The sequence below is a fragment of the Kitasatospora sp. NPDC057965 genome (assembly GCF_042887135.1).
Classification (GTDB): domain Bacteria; phylum Actinomycetota; class Actinomycetes; order Streptomycetales; family Streptomycetaceae; genus Kitasatospora.
Genome location: NZ_JBHVPZ010000049.1, coordinates 21,749 through 39,288 on the forward strand (window position 1 = coordinate 21,749; position 17,540 = coordinate 39,288).

11 protein-coding genes are annotated in these 17,540 nt (G+C 71.5%); 9 read left to right on the forward strand and 2 right to left on the reverse strand.

Features of this window, described 5'->3' with window-relative positions; translation table 11 throughout:
* Positions 1 to 11: 11 nt before the first annotated feature.
* Together ACFVVU_RS37115 and eccCa are read right to left on the reverse strand one after the other, a co-directional pair.
* On the reverse strand, positions 12 to 1,427 hold the full coding sequence (locus tag ACFVVU_RS37115; RefSeq protein ID WP_380683039.1) for an APC family permease: 1,416 nt from the start codon (positions 1,425 to 1,427) through the stop codon (positions 12 to 14).
* A 472-nt stretch (positions 1,428 to 1,899) separates the two neighbouring features.
* Positions 1,900 to 5,847, reverse strand: coding sequence for a type VII secretion protein EccCa (gene eccCa, locus ACFVVU_RS37120; RefSeq protein ID WP_380683038.1), 3,948 nt, complete (start codon positions 5,845 to 5,847; stop codon positions 1,900 to 1,902).
* 383 nt (positions 5,848 to 6,230) lie between these two features.
* On the opposite strand from eccCa, the gene eccD reads away from it, so the two are divergent.
* From eccD to ACFVVU_RS37165, 9 genes are all read left to right on the forward strand, one after another.
* A complete protein-coding gene (eccD, locus tag ACFVVU_RS37125; RefSeq protein WP_380683037.1) occupies positions 6,231 to 7,694 on the forward strand; it encodes a type VII secretion integral membrane protein EccD in 1,464 nt (487 codons plus the stop codon).
* Between the two features lie 185 nt (positions 7,695 to 7,879).
* Entirely contained in the window at positions 7,880 to 8,170 is a 291-nt protein-coding gene (gene rpsO / locus ACFVVU_RS37130) for a 30S ribosomal protein S15 (protein WP_209416808.1), read from the forward strand.
* 464 nt (positions 8,171 to 8,634) lie between these two features.
* Positions 8,635 to 10,842 (forward strand): polyribonucleotide nucleotidyltransferase, encoded by a 2,208-nt coding sequence (locus ACFVVU_RS37135; protein ID WP_380689906.1) that lies wholly within the window; start codon positions 8,635 to 8,637, stop codon positions 10,840 to 10,842.
* Between the two features lie 106 nt (positions 10,843 to 10,948).
* On the forward strand, positions 10,949 to 12,301 hold the full coding sequence (locus ACFVVU_RS37140) for a M16 family metallopeptidase (RefSeq protein ID WP_387794192.1): 1,353 nt from the start codon (positions 10,949 to 10,951) through the stop codon (positions 12,299 to 12,301).
* 14 nt (positions 12,302 to 12,315) lie between these two features.
* The gene (dapB, locus tag ACFVVU_RS37145; RefSeq protein ID WP_387794193.1) at positions 12,316 to 13,062 is read left to right on the forward strand and encodes a 4-hydroxy-tetrahydrodipicolinate reductase; all 747 of its coding nucleotides are present in this window, start codon (positions 12,316 to 12,318) and stop codon (positions 13,060 to 13,062) included.
* A gap of 7 nt (positions 13,063 to 13,069) precedes the next feature.
* Positions 13,070 to 13,567 (forward strand): hypothetical protein, encoded by a 498-nt coding sequence (locus ACFVVU_RS37150; RefSeq protein ID WP_380687608.1) that lies wholly within the window; start codon positions 13,070 to 13,072, stop codon positions 13,565 to 13,567.
* Positions 13,564 to 14,295, forward strand: coding sequence for an FAD-dependent thymidylate synthase (thyX, locus tag ACFVVU_RS37155; protein WP_380687606.1), 732 nt, complete (start codon positions 13,564 to 13,566; stop codon positions 14,293 to 14,295). Before ACFVVU_RS37150 ends, thyX begins: the two co-directional genes overlap by 4 nt.
* A 224-nt stretch (positions 14,296 to 14,519) precedes the next feature.
* A complete protein-coding gene (gene dapA, locus ACFVVU_RS37160) occupies positions 14,520 to 15,419 on the forward strand; it encodes a 4-hydroxy-tetrahydrodipicolinate synthase (protein WP_387794194.1) in 900 nt (299 codons plus the stop codon).
* Between the two features lie 170 nt (positions 15,420 to 15,589).
* The gene (locus ACFVVU_RS37165; protein ID WP_387794195.1) at positions 15,590 to 17,275 is read left to right on the forward strand and encodes a ribonuclease J; all 1,686 of its coding nucleotides are present in this window, start codon (positions 15,590 to 15,592) and stop codon (positions 17,273 to 17,275) included.
* The last annotated feature ends 265 nt before the right edge of the window (positions 17,276 to 17,540 follow it).

Genomic DNA, 17,540 nt, shown 5'->3' on the forward strand with positions numbered 1-17,540 from the left:
ATCGGGGGGGATCAGGCCTGCTGGTCCTCGGGGAGGCTGATCACCCAGTGGGTGTCCTGCCGGGGGCGCAGGTAGAACAGCCAGTAGAGGGTGGCGACGGCGGTGATGCCGCCGGTCCACAGCAGCGGCACCGGGTCCAGCTGGGTGATGACGTAGCCCAGGACCACGATCAGCAGCACCGGGACGGCCGGCCACAGCGGCATCCGCCAGGCGGCGGCGTGCTTGTGGTGCTTGCGGCGGGAGAGCAGCGCGGCGATCGCGACCAGCAGGTACATCCCGGTGACGGCGACGCCGGTGATCTCGCTGAGCAGCTCGCCCTTGACGTAGCAGAGCGCGGCGCCCGGCAGGCCGACGGCCAGGGTGGCGATCCACGGGGAGCCGAACCGGCCCAGGGTGCCGAAGGCCTTGTTGACCGGGCCGGGCCACGCCTTGTCGCGGGCCGAGGCGAACAGCACCCGGGAGTTCTGGATGACCATGACGATGCCGGCGTTGATGATGGCCAGCGCGACGCAGAGGCTGATGAAGGTGCCGACCGCGGAGTTGCTCCAGGCGGTGACCATGCCGGAGATGTCGCCGGAGCTGAGCGTGGCCAGGTCGGGGGCGCCCATGGTGATGGCGGCGACCGGGACGAGCAGGATCGCGGCGGAGATGCCCAGCGTCCACAGCACGGTGCGGGAGACGTTGCGGCGCGGGTTCTCCAGCTCCTCGGAGAGGTAGACGGCGGTGGAGAAGCCCTGGGTGATGAAGAGCGCGATGCCGAGGGCGCCGATGATCGCGCCGATGCTCACCGTGGTGGTGACGCCGTTCTCGCCGGTGACCACGCCGTGCAGCATGCTGGGCGCGTCGCCGTTGGCGTGGGCGAAGCCGAGCACCGACACCACGCCGGCCGCGATGACCTCCAGGACCAGGAAGATGCCGGTGATCCAGGCGTTGGCGCGCAGGTCGAGCAGGCCGGCCAGGGTGGCGGCGAGCATCACCGCGGCGCCGGCCAGCGGCTTGTCGACGTGCAGCACCGGGGCGAGGTAGTCGGCGGTGCCGAGGGCGATGACCGAGGGGACGATCATCACCACGATCAGCGAGAGCACGAAGACCAGCCAGCCGGCCAGCCGCCCGGCCAGGGTGCCGACCATCGCGTACTCGCCGCCGGCGCTGGGGATCAGGGTGCCGAGCTCGGAGTAGCAGAAGGCGACCGCGATGCAGAGCACCGAGCCGATCGCGATGGCCAGCGCGGTGGCGCTGCCGATGCTGGAGAACAGCTCCGGGACGATCACGAAGAGCGTGGAGGCCGGGGTGACGCAGGACAGCGTGAGCAGCGTGCCGCCGACGACACCGATCGAGCGCTTGAGCTGCTGCGGCGGGGCGTCGGGCGCGCCTGCGGTCGCCGCGGCGGGGGCCGCGGGGGCGGGCGGGCGAAGCGTGTCGGTCATGAGGCATCCGATCGGCTCTGTGCTGGTCCTGGTGAGGGAGCGGTATCGCCTCCGCTGGCTGACTGGCTCGGTTTCTGGTCCTGTCGCTCCCTGGGCCGCCATGGAACCTTGGCCGTATTGATCGAGTCAATGGCGGAATCGCTTCGGAATCCGTTGTCAAGGAGTGCATAAACATGCGATCTGATGATCACTAAGCGTCATCACTATGCATGTCCGACTTGTTACTTTCGCTACATCGCGCTTGAATCCAAGGTGAACGCCGTGTTGCATGCGTCTATTCAAAGGCGCTGCCCGGATGCGGAGGCAGGTCGTCCGGAAGCCCCTGCGGCGCCTGCCGAGCCCCGGGCCGGGTACGGGAACCGCAGCTCTCCGGCGGAAAGATCTAGGTAACGTTTCGACACCCGGGACGGCGGAAGGGGCCGGATCCGAGGACCCGACCCCTTCGAACACGCTCCGTGACCGGAACCGGCGGCTACGGCGCCGGCAGCCAGCCCGTCTGCACCATCTGCCCGCCGGTCATCCGGCGGGAGACGTACACGCCCCGGCCCGGCGGCAGCGCCTGCGGCTTGACGGTGCCCAGCAGCGGGCCCTCGTCCCGGTTGCCGGACAGCATCACGCCCTGGCCGCCCAGCTCGCGCATCCGCTGCATGAACGGCTCGTACAGCGAACGCCCGGCACCGCCCGCGCTGCGCGCCACGATCACCCGCAGGCCGATGTCCCGCGCGAACGGCAGGAACTCCGCGAGCGCCGCCAGCGGATTGCCCGAGGAGGTCGCCACCAGCTCGTAGTCGTCGACGACCACGAACATGTCCTTGCCGCTGTACCAGCTGCGGTTGCGCAGCTGCTCGGCGGTGACGTCCGGACCGGGCAGCCGGCGGGCGCAGGCCCCGCGCAGCATCTCCACGACGCTCGACATGGCCGGCTGCGCGGCCGCGTACTCCACCAGGTACTCCGGCGGGACGACGCCCAGCAGCGCGCGCCGGTAGTCGCCGACCACGATGCCGGCCTGGTCCGGGGTGTACCGCTCGGTGATCTGCTTGACCAGCATCCGCAGCAGCGCGGACTTCCCGGACTCGGTGTCGCCGAACACGATGAACAGCGGGTCGGTCTCGAAGTTGACGAAGGCCGGCGCCAGCTCCGCCTCGTCCACGCCGAACGCGACGCCCCGCTCCGGGTGCTCGAAGCCCTTCGGCAGCGAGTGCCCGTCCAGTACCGCCGGCAGCATCCGCACCTGCGGCGCGCGCGGGCCCGTCCAGGCCCCGGCGACCGCCGAGACCAGCCCGGTCACGCCGTCCGGCAGGTCCTCCACCGAGCCGGAGCCGTCCAGCCGCGGCAGACCGGTGAGGAAGTGCAGCCGGTCCGCGGTGACGCCGCGCCCCGGTACGGCCGGCACGTTCTGCGCCACCCGGCGGTCCACCTCGGACTCCATCGAGTCGCCGAGCTTCAGCTCGGTCCGGTTCTGCAGCAGGTCCTTGAGCGCCGGGCGGACCTCCGCGTACCGGGCCGCGGTGACGATCAGGTGGACGCCGTAGCCCAGACCGCGCTGGGCGATGTCGCCGATCACCGGCTCCAGCGGCTCGAACTCCTGCTTGAAGGTGTTCCAGCCGTCGATCACCAGGAAGACGTCGCCGAACTGCTCCTCCGGCAGCGCGCCCGAGGCCCGGCGGGACCGGTAGGTGCCGATCGAGTCGATCCCGGTGGCCCGGAAGAGCTCCTCGCGCCGGTTCAGCACACCGTGCACCTCGGAGACCATCCGGCGCACCTTCTCGGCGTCCAGCCGCCCGGCCACCCCGCCGACCTGCGGCAGCCCCTGGAGCGACTGGAAGCCGCCGCCGCCGAAGTCCAGCAGGTAGAACTGCACCTCCAGCGGGGTGTGGGTGAGCGCGAACGAGGCCACCGTGGTGCGGATCACCGTCGACTTGCCGGACAGCGGACCACCGACCACCAGACCGTGGCCGGCCGCCCCCGAGTAGTCGTGGTCGAGGATGTCGCGCCGCTGGTCGCGCGGCTTGTCGACGATGCCGACCGGTACCCGCAGCCGGCCCAGCGCCCCGTACTGCGGCGCGGTCAGCCCGCGCTCGGGGGTCGCCTGGAGCGGCGGCAGCAGCTGGTCCACGCTCGGCGGGGCGTCCAGCGGCGGCAGCCACACCTGGTGCGCCGCCGGGCCCTGGCCCGCCATCCTCTGCACGAAGACGTCCAGCACGGTGTCCATCAGGGCGTCGTCCGGCTCCTCGACCAGCGGCTCGACCTCCTGCACCAGCGGTTCGGTCACCGGCACCTCGGCCGCGGTGAACCGCACCGGCCGCGCGCTCACCAGCCGGCCGCCGGTCGACCGCTGCTGCCCCGGCGCCCGGTACGGCCCGGAGACGTACGCGGCCTTGAACCGCTCCATCACATCGGTGCCGAACTTCAGGTAGCCGACGCCCGGCACCGGCGGCAGGTGGTACGCGTCCGGGACGCCGATCGCCGCCCGCGACTCGGCCGCCGAGAAGGTGCGCAGGCCGATCCGGTAGGAGAGATAGGTGTCCAGGCCGCGCAGCTTGCCCTCCTCCAGGCGCTGCGAGGCCAGCAGCAGGTGCACCCCGAGGGACCGGCCGATCCGGCCGATCTGGATGAACATGTCGATGAAGTCGGGCTTGGCGGTGAGGAGTTCGGAGAACTCGTCGATGATCAGCACCAGCGACGGCAGCGGGTCCAGCGCCGCGCCGGCCGCCCGGGCCCGCTCGTACTCGTGGATGTTGGCGTAGTTGCCGGTCCGGTGCAGCAGCTCCTGGCGCCGGTTGAGCTCGCCCTCGATGGCGTCCCGCATGCGGTCCACCAGGGTCAGCTGGCCCTCCAGGTTGGTGATCACCGCGGAGGTGTGCGGCATGTCCGCCATGCCCGCGAAGGTCGCGCCGCCCTTGAAGTCGGCGAGCACGAAGTTCAGCGTCTCCGAGGAGTGCGTCATCGCCAGCCCCAGTACCAGGGTGCGCAGCAGCTCGGACTTGCCGGAGCCGGTCGCGCCGACGCACAGGCCGTGCGGGCCCATGCCCTCCAGCGCGGCCTCCTTGATGTCCAGGTACACGTGCTCGCCGCCGGCCCCGACACCGATCGGCACCCGCAGCCGCTCGTGCTGCGCCCGCTGCCGCCAGCTGCGGGCGACGTCGAAGGAGCCCGGGTCGCCGGAGTTCATCAGATCGGTGAAGTCCAGGTTGGACAGCAGCGGTTCGTCGTCGCCGCCGGCCGAGGCCCGGTACGGCGCCAGCTGGCGGGCCAGCGCCTCGGACTGCCAGGCGGTGAGGGTGTCCGGGACGCCGGAGTAGGTGGCGCCGGAGGCCGAGCGCAGCACCAGCTCGTCCGGCGAGACGGTGATGATCAGATGCCCGGTCGGCTCGTCGAGGTCGCCCGGGACCACCTCGACGATGGTCACCCCGTGCACGCCCTCGGCACCCGCCAGCAGCGAGTCGTGCGGCACCGACGCGCCGTCCATCACGACCACGATGTGCGGCTGGTCGGGCGCCGGCGAGGCGTCCCGGACGAACCGCTGACGGCCGGCCAGTTCGTCCTGGAGCAGCAGCTCCAGCTCTCCGAGGCCGGTGGCGATCAGGCGGCGCGAACCGGCGCCGTCGCTCTCCTTGCGGTGCTGGTTGTGCGGGAGCCACTTGGTCCACTCCCACTCGTCCACCGCGCCGGGCGCGGCCGCCACCGTCACCAGCAGGTCGTCCGGCGAGTGCAGGGTGGTCAGCTGGGCGATCGTCGCCCGGACGTTGCCGTAGACGGTGTCCGGGTCGCCGCAGACCGTGATGTGGTAGAAGGCGCGCAGCGAGATCGCCAACGGCAGGTCCTGCAGGGTGCCGTGGGCGCTCAGGAAGGTCTGCATCGCGGCCGCCGACAGCGGTTCCAGCTCGTCCATCGGCGCGGTCTGCGGCGCCACCAGCGGGGTGGACAGCTGCACCGGCCCGCGGCCGACCCGGATCTGCGCGAAGTCGGCGTCCCCGGCCCGCCGCTCCCACAGCCGGCGGCCGTCGGCGACGATCGACCAGAGCTGGTCCGGCTCGGGGTTCAGGAACAGCTGCGCGCCGCGCTGGCGCTCGGCGGTCCGGCGCACCTGGCGGCGCATCTGCTGCAGGTACTTGAGGTAGTCGCGCCGCTCGTCCGCGGTCGCCGAGGAGCCGCCCCTGCGGGCCCGGACGATCTGGGCGAGCGCCATGCCGACCGTCGAGACGATCATCAGACCGCCCATGATTTTCATCGGGGCCTGGGCACCCGGCGAGAAGAAGAACACCGCCGACCCGCCCATGCCGAGCATCGGCAGGATGCTCATCACCCAGTCCTCGCCGCCCGACCTGGGCAACTCGGGCGGGGCGACCAGTTCCACCGGCTCGTCCGGCACCGCGGGCGGGTAGGCCCGGGGCGGCCGCTTGACGGTGATCACGCCCATGCGCGCTCCACTCCCCGACCACGAACGCTTCGCTCGATCACCACGGCATCAGCCCTCACGCCACTGGATACGTACGGGTGAGGACGCCCCGTGTGACGCCGCCCCCGCTCCGCCGACCGCAGGCACCCGGGGAGGCGCGCGCCGCCCCCGCCGCCTTGCGCAGGGGCCGATCCTACTGGGGCCCGGGCCCGCCCCGGCCGACCGCCCTCCACGGGGCCGGACACGAACCGAGCGGGTAGGGTAACGCCGCGCCAACTCGTGGCCCCGCCGGGCCGGTTCCGCCCGGCCGGCGCCCGCGGGTCGGCCGGACCGACCAGCCGCCGGTGCCGCGGCACCGTCACCAAGGGGGAGCGCCCAGTGCGTCGAGCGAACGAGGTGCGGGCATGACGACGCCCGTCACCACCGGCTTCTGCCGGGTCACCGTCGTCGCGCCGGACAGCCGGATCGACGTCGCCCTGCCCGAGGACGTCCCGCTCGCGGACGTCTACCCCGAGGTGCTGCGGCTCTCCGGCCAGACCCAGCCCGACGGCGCCCCCACCGGGTTCCACCTGGTCCGCCGCGACGGCACGGTGCTCGACGGCAGCCGCTCGCTGGGCGCCCAGCAGGTGCGCGACGGCGACCTGCTCAGCCTGCGCCCGTTCGCAGAGTCGCTGCCGCCCGCGGTCTACGACGACGTCGCCGACGCGATCGCCACCGCCGGCGAGAGCGACCGCCGGTTCTGGAGCCCCGAGCTGATGCGCGCCTTCGGCCTCATCGGTACCGGCGTGCTGCTCACCCTGCTCGGCTTCGCCCTCTGGTTCGCCGACCTGCGCCACGACATGCACGGCCTGCCCGGCGTGCTCTCCGGCGTCGTCGCCGTCGTGCTCACCGCCTTCGCCGGCGTCCGCGCCCGGGTCTACCGGGACGCCTGGGCCGGCCTCGCGCTCGGCCTCGGCGCCCTGCCGCACGCCCTGATCGCCGGCAGCGGCGTCCTCGCGCCCACCGGCGGCCCGCTGGCCGGCCCCGGCCGGCTGCAGTTCCTCACCGGCTGCGTCGCCGTGCTGGTGGTCGCCGTCCTGCTGGTCGGCCTGCTGCCCGAGCGGGACTCGCTGTTCGTCGCCGCCGCCTTCCTGGCCGCGGCCGGCGCGCTCGCCACCTTCGCCGCCGTCCTGCTGCCGGGCACCCCGGCCAACCACATCGCCGCCGTCACCGGCGTCGCGGCCGTCGCCGCGATCGGCTTCCTGCCCGGCCTGTCCGCCCGCTTCGCCCGGCTGCCCGTCGGCTACAGCGCCCCCGGCCAGACCCGCGCCCGCGGCCGCGACCACGACGAGGAGACCGCCCGCGCCGAACTCGTCCAGTACGAGCGGATCGCCCACCAGGCCCGCCGCGGCCACGAGGTGCTGGTCGGCCTGGTCGGCGGCTGCGCCGCGGTGATCGTCGGCGCCTGCGCGGTGCTGGGCTTCACCGACGAGACCTTCCCCGAGCTGCTCGCCCTCCTCCTCGGCCTCGCCACCATGCTGCGCGCCCGGCTGTTCCGCTACAGCGCCCAGGTCTTCAGCCTCAGCATCGCCGGCCTGCTCGGACTGTCGCTGCTGATCGTCGGCCTCTCCCTGCACACCCCGCAGTTCGTGCTGCGGTCCGGCATCGGCTCCACCGGCGCCGACCTGCGCACTCTCTGGCTGACCGCTTCGATCGCCTTCGGTGCCGCGGTGCTCACCGCGATCGCCCTGGTGGTGCCCCGGCTCGGCGTCTCCCCGTTCTGGGGGCGCATCCTGGATCTGGTCGACAGCCTCACCCTGATGTCGCTGGTCCCGCTGGTGCTGGCGGTCCTCGACGTCTACCGGCTGGTCCGCGGCGCCACCGGCTGACCCGCGCGCCGGGGCCACCTGACACCGGTGTCGGTGGCACTGGTACGCTTGGCCTTCGAGCGCAGCCGTGTGTCCGTCCCCGGGTGGGACGACGACCGGCGGCCGCGCCCGTCACGACACCGAGTTCTCCCAGAGTCCTGTGCCGTAGACCAGGACCGCTCGGTATCACCTCGTAAGGAGTTGCAGTGGCTCTCGCCTCTGACGTCAAGAAGCAGATCATCGCCGAGTTCGGCCAGAAGGAGGGCGACACCGGCTCCCCCGAGGTCCAGGTCGCCATGCTCTCCCGCCGCATCTCGGACCTGACCGAGCACCTCAAGTCCCACAAGCACGACCACCACTCGCGTCGTGGCCTGCTGATCCTGGTCGGCCAGCGCCGCCGCCTGCTGCAGTACCTGGCCAAGAAGGACATCGAGCGCTTCCGTACGCTCGTCGACCGCCTGGGCATCCGCCGCGGTGCCGCCGGCGGCGCCCGCTGAGAACGCCGCACGGGGCGGCTCCCCACACCGGGGAGCCGCCCCTCGCGCGTATGCCGCGGCCGTCCGAACCGGCGCGCCCACCGGGGCGCCCGGACACCACGACCGGGGATAACAACTCGCGCGCACCTCCCCAGGTGGCCGAGGATTGCACCGTAGGGTTGTGGGCATGCCGGGTGATGGCGCCGCAAGCGCGCCACTCGGGCAGCAGAACCCAACCCCCCGCGGGACGAAGGCTTCAAACGGAAGCCGCCCGCATCCGAGAGAGCGTCCAGACGCGGACCGCCCGTCCGGACCCGGCCGGCCGAGAGGCGCCGGTCCTCGGTAGTGGCCGCCGGAGGCCCCGCAGACCGAAGCGGGGTGCACCGGAGGCTTCGATCGAAGACCGGCCCGACCGTTCAGGGTCAACACGCAGGCGATGCGCGGGGGCGCTCTCCCGGAGACGTACGAAAGAGGAGATCTTCCAGGTGGAAGAGAACGTGTTCTACGCCGAGGCCGTGATCGACAACGGCTCCTTCGGCACCCGCACCATCCGCTTCGAGACCGGCCGCCTGGCCCGTCAGGCCGCCGGCTCGGCCGTCGCCTACCTGGACGACGACACCATGGTGCTGTCGGCCACCAGCGCGTCCAAGCAGCCGAAGGAGCACTTCGACTTCTTCCCGCTGACCGTGGACGTCGAGGAGCGGATGTACGCCGCCGGCCGCATCCCCGGCTCGTTCTTCCGTCGCGAGGGCCGGCCCTCCGAGGACGCGATCCTCACCTGCCGCCTGATCGACCGCCCGCTGCGCCCGTCCTTCGTCAAGGGCCTGCGCAACGAGATCCAGGTCGTCGTCACCGTGATGGCGCTCAACCCGGACCACCTGTACGACGTGGTGGCCATCAACGCCGCCTCCGCCTCCACCCAGCTGGCGGGCCTGCCGTTCTCCGGCCCCATCGGTGGCGTGCGCGTCGCCCTGATCAAGGGCCAGTGGGTCGCGTTCCCGACCCACAGCGAGCTGGAGTCGGCCGTCTTCGACATGGTCGTCGCCGGTCGCGTCCTGCCGGACGGCGACGTCGCGATCATGATGGTCGAGGCCGAGGCCACCGACAAGACCATCAAGCTGGTCGAGGGCGGCGCCGACGCGCCGACCGAGGAGGTCGTCGCGGCCGGCCTCGAGGCCGCCAAGCCGTTCATCAAGGTGCTGTGCGCCGCCCAGGCCCAGCTGGCCGCCCAGGCCGCCAAGCCGACCGGCGAGTTCCCGGTCTTCCTGGACTACCAGGACGACGTGCTGGCCGCGCTGACCTCCGCCGTCAAGGACGAGCTGGCGCAGGCCCTCACCATCGCGGGCAAGCAGGAGCGCAACAACGAGCTGGACCGCGTCAAGGCGCTGGCCGCCGAGAAGCTGCTGCCCGAGTTCGAGGGCCGCGAGAAGGAGATCAGCGCCGCCTACAACGCGCTGACCAAGAAGATCGTCCGCGAGCGCGTCATCAAGGACAAGGTCCGCATCGACGGCCGCGGCGTCACCGACATCCGCACCCTGGCCGCCGAGGTCGAGGCCATCCCGCGGGTGCACGGCTCGGCCCTGTTCGAGCGCGGCGAGACCCAGATCCTGGGTGTCACCACGCTGAACATGCTCCGCATGGAGCAGCAGCTGGACACGCTCTCCCCGGAGACCCGCCGCCGCTACATGCACAACTACAATTTCCCGCCGTACTCGGTCGGCGAGACCGGCCGCGTCGGTTCGCCGAAGCGCCGCGAGATCGGCCACGGCGCGCTGGCCGAGCGGGCCATCCTCCCGGTCCTGCCGACCCGCGAGGAGTTCCCGTACGCCATCCGCCAGGTCTCCGAGGCGCTGGGCTCCAACGGCTCCACCTCGATGGGCTCGGTCTGTGCCTCCACCATGTCGCTGCTGAACGCCGGTGTGCCGCTGAAGGCCGCCGTCGCCGGCATCGCGATGGGCCTGATCTCCCAGGAGATCGACGGTGAGACCCACTTCGTGACCCTCACCGACATCCTCGGTGCCGAGGACGCGTACGGCGACATGGACTTCAAGGTCGCCGGTACCCGCAACTTCATCACCGCCCTGCAGCTGGACACCAAGCTCAACGGCATCCCGGCGTCGGTGCTCGCCGCCGCGCTGAAGCAGGCCCGCGACGCCCGCCTGCACATCCTCGACGTGATGAACGAGGCCATCGACTCCCCGGACGAGATGTCCCCGAACGCGCCGCGCATCATCACCATCAAGATCCCGGTGGACAAGATCGGCGAGGTCATCGGCCCCAAGGGCAAGATGATCAACCAGATCCAGGAGGACACCGGCGCCGAGATCACGATCGAGGACGACGGCACCATCTACATCGGTGCCGCCGACGGCCCGGCCGCCGAGGCCGCCCGCACCACGATCAACCAGATCGCCAACCCGACCATGCCGGAGGTCGGCGAGCGCTACCTGGGCACCGTGGTCAAGACCACGACCTTCGGTGCCTTCGTCTCGCTGATGCCGGGCAAGGACGGTCTGCTGCACATCTCGCAGATCCGCAAGCTGGCCGGCGGCAAGCGCGTCGAGAACGTCGAGGACGTCCTCGGCGTCGGCGCCAAGGTGCAGGTCGAGATCGCCGAGATCGACCCGCGCGGCAAGCTCTCGCTGATCCCGGTCATCGAGGGCGAGGAGAACGCCGAGGCCGCTTCCGAGTGAAGCGCCGCTAGCTGAACCCCGCGGCCCGCACGCCCCCAGCGGCGTGCGGGCCGCACCCTGTTGTCCCCCACGCTCCTCGACGGATGCTTTCTACGGAGGTACCCCCGTGGCCCAGGCCTCGGCGGCGACGCAGCGCCCCGGCACGACCCGGACCCTGCTCAAGGGCGCCGACGGCGCCGGAACCGTGCGCCGCACCGTCCTCCCCGGCGGCCTGCGCGTCGTCACCGAGACCCTGCCGACGGTGCGCTCCGCGACCTTCGGCATCTGGGTCGGTGTCGGCTCGCGGGACGAGACGCCGCAGCTCAACGGCGCCACCCACTACCTGGAGCACCTGCTCTTCAAGGGCACCGAGCGGCGCAGCGCGCTGGACATCTCGGCGGCCCTGGACGCCGTCGGCGGCGAGATGAACGCCTTCACCGCGAAGGAGAACACCTGCTACTACGCGCGGGTGCTCGACACCGACCTGCCGCTGGCCATCGACGTGGTCTGCGACATGCTCACCGGCTCGCTGATCCGCCCCGAGGACGTCGAGGCCGAGCGCGGCGTCATCCTGGAGGAGATGGCGATGGCCGAGGACGACCCGGGTGACGTCGTCCACGACCTCTTCGCCAAGGTGATCTTCGGCAGCGGCCCGCTCGGCCGGCCGATCCTCGGCACGCAGGAGACGATCCGCTCGCTCACCCGCGACCAGATCGCCAACTTCTTCCACCGCCGCTACAAGCCCGAGCACCTGGTCGTCGCCGCGGCCGGCAACCTGGACCACCGCAAGGTCGTCCGGCAGGTCGAGCGGGCCTTCGCGCCGCTGCTCGCCAAGTCCGAGGCCGTCCCCGCCGACCCCCGCCGCGGCGTCAAGGCGCTGCGCACCGCGGGCCGGGTCGAGGTGCTCAACCGGGCCACCGAGCAGGCCCACCTGGTGCTGGGCGTGCCCGGCGTGCCCCGGCACGACGAGCGCCGCTGGGCGATGGGCGTGCTCAACGCGGCCCTCGGCGGCGGCATGAGCTCGCGGCTGTTCCAGGAGGTCCGGGAGAAGCGCGGCCTGGCGTACTCGGTGTACTCCTACTCCTCCTCGTACGCGGACAGCGGCCTGTTCGGCATCTACGCCGGCTGCCAGCCCAAGCGGGTCGAGGAGGTGCTGCGGATCTGCCACGAGGAGCTCGCGAAGGTGGTCGCCGAGGGCATCACCGAGGAGGAGCTGCAGCGCGCGATCGGCCAGATCTCCGGCTCCACCGTGCTGGGCATGGAGGACACCGGCTCGCTGATGAACCGCATCGGCAAGGCCGAGCTCAGCTACGGCCACCACCTGTCGGTCGACGACATGCTGGAGCGGATAGCGGCGGTGACCCTGGACGACGTGCACGAGGTCGCCCGTGATGTGCTGGGTGCGTACCGGCCGTCGCTGGCGCTGATCGGTCCGATCACCGACAAGCGGGCCGCGAAGCTCGCCGACCTGCTGGCCTGAAGGGACTTCTCACCATGACGCTGCGTGTCGCCGTGATCGGCGCCCGGGGCCGGATCGGCTCCGAGGCCGTCAAGGCCGTCGAGGCCGCCCCGGACCTGGAGCTGGTCGCCGCCCTGGGGCGCGAGTCGAAGCTCTCCGAGCTGACCGGGGCCGGGGTCCAGGCCGTCGTCGAGCTGACCCACCCCGACGCGGTGATGGGCAACCTCGACTACTGCCTGCACCACGGGATCCACGTGGTCACCGGCACCACCGGCTGGACCGACGAGCGGCTGGCCACCGTGCGCGGCTGGCTCGACGAGGCACCGGAGCTCGGCCTGCTGATCGCGCCGAACTTCTCCATCGGCGCGATCCTCGGCATGAGGTTCTCGCAGATCGCCGCCAGGTACTTCGAGTCGGTCGAGGTCGTCGAGCTGCACCACGACCGCAAGGCGGACGCCCCCAGCGGCACCGCCACCCGCACCGCCCAGCTGATCGCCGCCGCCCGCGCGGAGGCCGGCCGCCCGCCGCAGCAGGACCCGACCACCCACGCGCTGCCGGGCGCCCGCGGCGCCGACGTCGACGGGGTGCCGGTGCACTCGGTGCGGCTGCGCGGCCTGCTCGCCCACCAGCAGGTGATGTTCGGCGACACCGGTGAGACCCTCACCATCCGGCACGACTCGCTGCACCACAGCAGCTTCATGCCGGGCATCCTGCTCGGCGTGCGCAAGGTCGTGGAGACGCCCGGGCTCACCCTGGGCCTCGAGCACTTCCTGGACCTGTGAGCCCGGCATGACCTCCCGTACCGGTTTCTTCGTCCTCGCCGGCGTCCTGGCGCTGGTCGCGCTGATCTGCGTCGGCGAGGGCGTTCAGCTCATCGCCACCGGCAAGCCGCTCGGCATCGGCCTGGGCCTGTGCGCCTTCGTCATTCCGGTCATCGGCCTCTGGTTCCTGCGTCAGACGGTCCGGTTCGGCCGGGACAGCGAGCGGCTCGCCCGTGAGCTGGAGGCCGAGGGCGGCCTGCCGGTCGACGAGCTGAAGCGCACCGACGGCGGGCGGATCGACCGCGACTCGGCCGACGCCGTGTTCGCCCGGCGCAAGGCCGAGGCCGAGGCCGCCCCCGGCGACTGGCGGGTCTTCTTCCGCCTGGCGGTCGCCTACGCCGACGCCGGCGACGTGCCGCGCGCCCGCAAGACCATGCAGCACGCGATCCGGCTGCACCGCACCACCGGTGCCGACACCGCCGGCACCAACGGCACCACCATCAAGCCTGCGAGGAGCAACGCGTGAGCGACGACACCACGGCCCCCCAGTTCCGCAGCGACGTCACCGCGGAGCTGGTCCGCAGCGCCGCCGCCGACTCGGACGTCATCTGGGCCGCCCGGGTCTCGACGGCGGGGGAGCAGTCCCTGGAGGCGCTCCAGGAGGACCCGGAGAAGTCCAAGGGCCTGATCAACTTCCTGATGCGGGACCGGCACGGCACGCCGTTCGAGCACAACTCGATGACCTTCTTCATCAGCGCGCCGATCTTCGTCTTCCGCGAGTTCCACCGCCACCGCAGCGGCTGGTCCTACAACGAGGAGTCCGGCCGCTACCGCGAGCTGCAGCCGGTCTTCTACGTGCCGGGCGAGGAGCGCAAGCTGGTCCAGCAGGGCCGCCCGGGCCGCTACGAGTTCGTCGAGGGCACCCCCGAGCAGCACGGCACCGTCACCTCCTCGATGGAGACCGCCTACCGCGAGGCGTACGGGCGCTACCAGGAGATGCTGGAGGCCGGCGTGGCCCGCGAGGTCGCCCGCGCCGTGCTGCCGGTCGGGCTCTACTCCTCGATGTACGCGACCTGCAACGCCCGCTCGCTGATGCACTTCCTGTCGCTGCGCACCAAGCGGGAGAACTCGGCCGTGCCGTCGTTCCCGCAGCGCGAGATCGAGATGGTCGCCGAGCGGATGGAGGAGCAGTGGGCCGCGCTCATGCCGCTCACCCATGCGGCCTTCGAGAAGCACGGCCGGGTCGCCCCCTGACCTGCGGCGACGGGCATCCGGGGAGAGTGTCTGGCATGTCTGGATTGCGGCATTTCTGACCGCTCCCTACGCTCGTGAACACGGATTCCGGTGCTGCTTGAACCCCCGAGCACGCAGCACCGGAATCCCATGTCCCCGCTGTTCGCCGCCGGTTCGCCGCCCGGCCGTCCGAACCGTGGACCGGCCTGGGTGCCGACCCACCGCCTACGAGTAGTTTTGGACGCATGGCTCCGACCTCCACTCCCCAGACGCCCTTCGGGCGGGTCCTGACCGCGATGGTGACACCCTTCACCGCCGACGGCGGCCTCGACCTCGACGGCGCCCAGCGCCTCGCCGCGCACCTCGTCGACTCCGGCAACGACGGCCTCGTCGTCAACGGCACCACCGGGGAGTCCCCGACCACCAGCGACGCCGAGAAGGCCCAGCTCGTCCGCGCCGTGGTGGAGGCCGTCGGGGACCGGGCCCATGTGGTGGCCGGCGTCGGGACCAACGACACCCGCCACAGCGTCGAGCTGGCCCGTCAGGCCGAGGGGGCCGGCGCGCACGGCCTGCTGGTGGTCACGCCGTACTACAGCAAGCCCCCGCAGGAGGGCCTGTACCGGCACAGCGTGGAGATCGCCGACGCCACCGGGCTGCCGGTCATGCTGTACGACATCCCCGGCCGCAGCGGCGTCGCGCTGAGCCACGAGACGCTGGTCCGGCTCGGCGAGCACCCGCGGATCGTCGCCAACAAGGACGCCAAGGGCGACCTCGGCGCCGCCGCCTGGGCCATCGCCCGTTCCGACCTCGCCTGGTACTCCGGCGACGACATCCTCAACCTGCCGCTGCTGTCGGTCGGAGCCGTCGGCGTCGTCAGCGTGGTCGGCCATGTGGTCGCCGGGGAGCTGCGGTCCATGGTCGAGGCCTACCTGGCCGGTGATGTGGCCAAGGCCACGGCCGTCCACCAGCGCCTGCTGCCGGTGTTCACCGGTATCTTCCGCACCCAGGGCGTCATCCTCGCCAAGGCCGCGCTGGACCTCCAGGGCCTGCCCGCCGGCCCGCTGCGGCTGCCCCTGGTCGGCGCGACTCCCGAGGAGATCGCCCAACTGAAGAAGGATCTCGCCGACGGCGGGGTAGACCTCTAACAGACACAGACGTGCGCGCCCCGGCTCGCCGGGCCCTCACGGGCCCGCCGCTGAACCGGACCGCAGGCGCGAGAGCACAGACCCGGTAGGAAAACGACACTGAGAACGCACGCCATATGTCTCGCGGGGGAGGACCCCGGACATATGGCGTGCGTCGTGAGGAGAGTCTTTTGAGTCACCCGCATCCCGAACTCGGCGCACCGCCGGCCCTCAAGGCGGGCGCCCTGCGCATCACCCCGCTCGGCGGTCTCGGCGAGATCGGCCGCAACATGACGGTCTTCGAGTACGGGGACCGCATTCTCATCGTCGACTGCGGCGTCCTCTTCCCCGAGGACGAGCAGCCCGGCGTCGATCTGATCCTCCCGGACTTCAGCTACATCCGGGACCGCCTCGACAAGGTCGACGGCATCGTCCTCACGCACGGCCACGAGGACCACATCGGCGCCGTGCCGTACCTGCTCCGGGAGAATCCGGACATCCCGCTGGTCGGGTCCAAGCTCACCCTCGCGCTGATCGAGGCCAAGCTCGCCGAGCACCGCATCCGCCCGTACGTGCTGGAGGTCGCCGAGGGCGACCGCGAGCGGATCGGCCCCTTCGACTGCCAGTTCATCGCGGTCAACCACTCCATCCCGGACGCGCTGGCCGTCGCCGTGCGCACCCCCGCCGGCATGGTCGTCGCCACCGGTGACTTCAAGATGGACCAGCTGCCGCTCGACGGCCGCCTCACCGACCTGCCGACCTTCGCCAAGCTGGCGGAGGAGGGCATGGACCTGCTGCTGGTGGACTCCACCAACGCCGAGGTCCCCGGTTTCATCCCGCACGAGCGGGACATCTCGGCCGCGCTGCGAAACGTTTTCGCGAACGCCGAGAAGCGCATCATCGTCGCCTCGTTCGCCAGCCACGTGCACCGCATCCAGCAGGTGCTGGACGCCGCGCACGAGTACAAGCGCAAGGTCGCCTTCGTCGGCCGCTCGATGGTGCGCAACATGGGCATCGCCCGCGACCTCGGGTACCTGAAGGTCCCCGGCAACATGGTCGTCGACGTCAAGCAACTGGACGACCTGCCGGACAAGGAGGTCGTGCTGATCTGTACCGGTTCGCAGGGCGAGCCGATGGCCGCGCTGTCCCGGATGGCCAACCGCGACCACCAGATCCGCATCGTCGAGGGCGACACCGTCGTCCTGGCGTCCTCGCTCATCCCGGGCAACGAGAACGCCGTGTACCGGGTCATCAACGGCCTGACCCGCTGGGGCGCCAAGGTCGTGCACAAGGGCAACGCCAAGGTGCACGTCTCCGGCCACGCCTCGGCGGGCGAGCTGCTGTACTTCTTCAACATCTGCAAGCCGCGCAACCTCATGCCGGTGCACGGCGAGTGGCGTCACCTGCGGGCCGCGGCCGACCTCGGCATCGCCACCGGTGTCCCGCGCAACCGCGTGGTCATCGCGGAGGACGGCGTCTGCGTCGACCTGGAGGGCGGCGTCGCCCGCATCGCCGGCAAGGTGCAGGCCGGCTACGTCTACGTCGACGGCTCCTCGGTCGGCGACATCACCGAGGCCTCGCTCAAGGACCGCAGGATCCTCGGCGAGGAGGGCTTCATCTCCTGCTTCGTGGTGGTCGACTCCGCCAACGGCAAGATCGTCGGCGGCCCGAGCATCCAGGCCCGCGGCTCCGGCATCGACGACGCCGCGTTCGTCCCGGTCGCGGCCCGGCTGCAGGAGGCGCTCGACCGCTCGGCGGGCGACGGCGTCCTGGAGATCCGCCAGGTCCAGCAGCTCGTCCGCCGGACCCTCGGCAAGTGGGTGGCCGACAACTACCGCCGCCGGCCGATGATCCTCCCTGTCGTCGTCGAGGTCTGAGCCTCCCCGGCGTGATTTGACGTGGGGCAACCCGGTGCGTAACGTTCTCCGGGTTGCCCCACGGGACGGCCCCCAGTCGAAGTCCTCGAACGAAATTCGAGAACGGAGCGGGAAAACGGCCCGAAAGACTCTGATAGAGTTCGGGAGCGCCGAAAGGCCGAAGCAAATCGGATGAATGAAACTCCGGAAAACGGAGCGGAAAACGTCTGATAAGCTGGAAACACGAAAGAACGAAGCGCCCGGAGGGCCCGCTGGAAGGCGGCTC